The organism is Mesorhizobium sp. P5_C1, from assembly GCF_054049815.1.
In genome coordinates this window covers 1-4077 of record NZ_JBFULQ010000494.1, presented here as the reverse complement: position 1 = coordinate 4077, position 4077 = coordinate 1, and the positions used below count along the sequence as shown (strand labels likewise).

Annotated in this window: 4 protein-coding genes and 1 pseudogene; 3 read left to right on the top strand and 2 right to left on the bottom strand. The window is 64.2% G+C overall.

Annotated elements, in window-relative coordinates; genetic code table 11:
• On the bottom strand, nt 1-183 hold a 183-nt coding region (locus ACXJ7R_RS26510), incomplete at its 3' end, for a phosphoenolpyruvate hydrolase family protein (protein WP_457154411.1).
• A 10-nt stretch (nt 184-193) separates the two neighbouring features.
• On the bottom strand, nt 194-1390 hold the full coding sequence (locus ACXJ7R_RS26505) for a Tm-1-like ATP-binding domain-containing protein (RefSeq protein WP_457154410.1): 1197 nt from the start codon (nt 1388-1390) through the stop codon (nt 194-196).
• Nucleotides 1391-1500: 110 nt separating this feature from the next.
• Between ACXJ7R_RS26505 and ACXJ7R_RS26500 the strand changes: the two genes are divergently transcribed.
• From ACXJ7R_RS26500 to ACXJ7R_RS26490, 3 genes and pseudogenes are all read left to right on the top strand, one after another.
• A complete protein-coding gene (locus ACXJ7R_RS26500) occupies nt 1501-2160 on the top strand; it encodes a TetR/AcrR family transcriptional regulator (RefSeq protein WP_457154412.1) in 660 nt (219 codons plus the stop codon).
• A gap of 440 nt (nt 2161-2600) precedes the next feature.
• The gene (locus ACXJ7R_RS26495; protein ID WP_457154409.1) at nt 2601-3713 is read left to right on the top strand and encodes an ABC transporter ATP-binding protein; all 1113 of its coding nucleotides are present in this window, start codon (nt 2601-2603) and stop codon (nt 3711-3713) included.
• A gap of 46 nt (nt 3714-3759) precedes the next feature.
• Nucleotides 3760-4077: pseudogene (locus tag ACXJ7R_RS26490) on the top strand (ABC transporter substrate-binding protein); the annotation flags it as partial.

Sequence of the window (4077 nt, the reverse complement as noted above, 5' to 3'; positions counted from 1 at the left end):
GGCCGAGCCACGCCCGGCCATGCGGTAGCGGCCGGAATTGTAGATGATGATGAGGTCGATGCCGCCGGCCTCCTCGGCCTTGGCCGACAGGCCGGTGCCGGCGCCGCCGCCGACGATCAGCACGCCCTTTTCGATCATTGCCCTGAACTTCTTCAGTATGTCCTTGCGCGGTATGGCGGGCATGTCCTGGATCTCACTGTCTGGCGATGTCGAGAAAGGCCGCAACCGCGGCCTCGGCGAATTCGGGGTCGTTGATGTGCAGCGGCAGGCGCGTGACGCGGCGCATGTCGTTCGGCTGGATGGTGCGCTCGACGGCTTCGAACAGAACGGCGTCGGCCTCTGGATCGAAGAAAGCACCGCCTTCGATGTCGAGCGCCGAGACACCTTTTTCCGGAATGAGGACATGCACCGGCCCCTCGCAGAGGGCGAGCCTGGTGCCGATCCATTCGCCGATTGCGCGGCACTCCTGCGCCGTGGTGCGCATCAGCGTGACGTTCGGATTGTGTTCGTACACCAACCGTCCGCGATAATGTTCCGGGATCGTCGACGGCGCCCAGAAGTTGACCATGTCGAGCGCGCCGACCGAGCCGACATAGGGCAGCCCGGTGCGGGCGATCGCACCGAAACGATCCTCGGTCGCCGGCAGCACGCCGCCGAACAGCAGGTCGCAGACCTCCGTCGTGGTGATGTCGATGACCCCCGACAACAGGCCGCTGTCGGCCAGCTTCTCCATGCTGCGGCCGCCGGTGCCGGTGGCGTGGAAGACCATGCAGTCATAGGTCGAGCGAAGCTGGTCGGCGATGGCGGTCACGCAAGGGGTGGTAACGCCGAACATGGTGAGGCCGATCGACGGTTTGCCATCGGCCGGCGGCGCCGGCCTGGCCGCCATGCCTGATATGGCCAGGGCGGCGTTGTGCAGGACGACACGGGAAATCCGGTTCAGCCCGGCCATGTCGGTCACCGATGGCATCATGACGATGTCGGAGACATCGACATAGGGCGCGGTGTCGCCGGAAGCGAGCGTCGAGACCATGATCTTGGGCAGGCCGAGCGGTAGGGCACGCATGCCAGAGGTGATGATCGAGGTGCCGCCGCCGCCGCCAATGCCGATCATGGCGGCGATGTCGTTTCGCGATTGGACAAAGCGGGCGAAGGCGATGCCCATGGCGGCGACCGCGGCGCCACGGTCATTGCCGCCGAGCACGGCGTCACGACCGCCGGGGTGATGGCCGGCAATGTCTTTCGCTGGGATGTCCACCGCGACGGTTGGGTCGCGCGTCCCGACATCGACGCGCGAAACGGCGGCGCCCGTGGCGGCTATCGCATCCGCCAGGAAGGCGAGTTCCTCGCCCTTGGTGTCAGCCGTGCCCACCACATAGATGCGCTTCATTGCGTTCCCCAATCCAGGCCGGCGCAATGCTGCGCCCCACCGCTCATTGCCCGGCCGCTCGACGATGCGAAGGTCATTGCAAATTTTTGAGACGCGCGTATCGTATTGACATGGATGTCTCACGTCAACAATCGACAGCAGGCGAAGACGCCGAGCGGGGTAGCGGCCAGGCGCTGGAGCGTGGGCCTCGCGCGCGCACGAAACGGCTTATCCTGGAGACGGCGACAAGGCTGATGCAGGCGGGCGTCACGCCGTCGGTCAGCGAGGTTGCCGAAGCGGCAGAAGTTTCCCGCGCCACCGCCTATCGCTATTTCCCGAGCCAGGCGGCGCTGGTCCACGCGGTGGTCGACGAAGGGCTAGGCCCGATACTCGAGTGGCGATCCGATTCGTCCGATGCCGAACGCCGCGTGGCGGAGTTGATAGACAGCGCGATGCCGCGCATCGAGGCCTTCGAGGCAACGTTCAAGGCAGCCCTGAAATTGTCGCTGGACCAATGGGCGCGCGAGCAGGCAGGCACGCTGGGCGGCGAGCCACCCTTCACCCGTGGCCATCGCATGGACCTGCTGGAGGATGCGCTTGCGCCACTGAGGGGCGAGCTGCCGCCGCGCGAATTCGAGCGCCTGGCGCAGGCGCTGTCGCTGATTTTCGGCGTCGAACTGCTGATTGTGCTGAAGGACATCTGGGGCCTGGACAGCGGCAAGACCCTGGCCGTCGCCCGGTGGGCGGCCTCAGCGCTGGTGCGCCAGGCGCGACTCCGGACGCCATCCTGACCAGGGGTGGTGGCGGCGTGAGTTGGGCATGGAGGAGGGCTGGACCAAGGCGGATGCAGGATATGAGACTTTCTCCCGACGCGGACCGGATTGGGGGGTCGTCGAGGGCAATCCGGGGCGGTCGCCGCGGTAGCTCGGAGCGAATCTGGTTCGACCAGATTTGAAGGTCGGCGATTTCAGTGATTTTGGGGATTGGCGTTTTGCGAACGGGATGAAGGTGGAGAATTGCCAAAAATGAAGGAAATACCAACATATAGCGGACGTTTTCAGCTTATTTCGGTGACGGCAAATTTTAAGAAAGCGCTTGACGAGCATCTTAAATTGGTAATACCAGATTAGGAAAGAAAAGGCGGATCGGGAATGACAGCCGCAGTCCATTTCGGCAGGGCGAGGAGGATCACACGGATGGCGCGTGTTCCGTCCGCACGAGGTGGCACATCGTGACGCAGACGTCGCCTCGCGCCAGTGCCGGCAAGGGGATTGCGCTGCGCCTCGATGGGCTCAGCAAAGCCTATGGATCCGTGCGCGCCATCAACGACCTGAGCTTCGCCGTCGACGAAGGCCGCTTCTTCGTACTCTTCGGGCCGAGCTCGGTTGGCAAGACGACGACGCTGCGCACTATCGCCGGCCTCGTCCAGGCCGACTCCGGCACGCTTGAGATCGGCGGCCGCGACATGACCCATGCGCCGATCGCCGGCCGCGGCATCTCGATGGTCTTCCAGTCTTTCGCGCTTTACCCCCACCTCACGGTCTACGACAATCTCGCCTATCCGCTGCGCGAGGAGAAAGTCGCGCGCGCCGAGATCGACAAGCGGGTGAAAGAGACCGCCGAGATCCTGAAGCTGACACACCGCCTGAAGGCCAAGCCGGCAACCCTGTCCGGCGGAGAGCAGCAGCGCGTCGCGCTCGGCCGCTCCCTGATCCGCCGGCCAAAGATTCTTCTCCTCGATGAGCCGCTCACCAATCTCGACGCCAAGCTTCGGCACGAGACGCGCGCCGAGCTGAAGCGGCTGCACCGCCAGTTCGGCATGACCGTGATCTATGCCACGCCCGACGAGCTCGAGGCTCTCTCGATGGGCGAGACGATCGCCGTCATGCGCGATGGCGGCATCGTMCAGATCGGCACGCCGGACGAGCTTTACGAGCAGCCGATCCATACCTATGTCGCCAGCAAGATCGGCTCGCCGCACATGAATCTGTTCACGGCCTCGGTGCGCGCCGACACCAGGTCTTTCGACACGCCGCTCGGGACACTGGTTCCGGCGACGGCGCCAAAGACTGCCGATGCCGGCGAGGCCGCGCTGATCGGCATTCGCCCGAGCGACATTCGGCTCGCCGCCAAGGGCGAAGCCGGGGTTGCCTCGAAGGTGCATCTGGTCGAACCGCTCGGCGACATCACGATCGTCTCGGTCGAGGCCGGCGGCGAGATGTTGCGCATGGTGCTGCCGGAAGCGATCGCCGCCAGCATCAGGACCGGCGATTCGGCATCGATCGCCATCGATAACAGGAAAATCCACGTCTTCCGCGCCGTGAGCGGCCAGGCAATGACCTGACGCGAACGGCGAGAAGCAATCCGGTTAACCAAGGGAGGAAACGCGAATGACGGCGATGACCAAAGTGAAAGGGCTAGCGACAGCCGCAAGCTTCGCTGCCACGCTACTGGTGGGAGGCGTGACCTATGCCTCTGCCGAAGAAGTGACGTTGACGATGGCGGTGCCGGATTGGCCCCCGACCCGCATTATGAAAAAGTTCTTCGACGAGCAGTACAAGCCCAAGTCTGGCAATACCGTGAAGCTCGATGTCGACTTCATTCCGTGGCCGGATTTCTACACCCGCGTCAACGCCTCGTTGACCTCGGGCGAAAAGAAGTACAACTTCATCGTGTCGGACTCGCAGTGGCTGGGCGCCTTCGTCGAA

What these genes read in the sequence shown, in the direction of transcription:
- ACXJ7R_RS26505 (WP_457154410.1), bottom strand. Translation starts at nt 1,390, where the DNA reads ATGAAGCGCATCTATGTGGTGGGCACGGCTGACACCAAGGGCGAGGAA.
- ACXJ7R_RS26500 (WP_457154412.1), top strand. Translation starts at nt 1,501, where the DNA reads ATGGATGTCTCACGTCAACAATCGACAGCAGGCGAAGACGCCGAGCGG.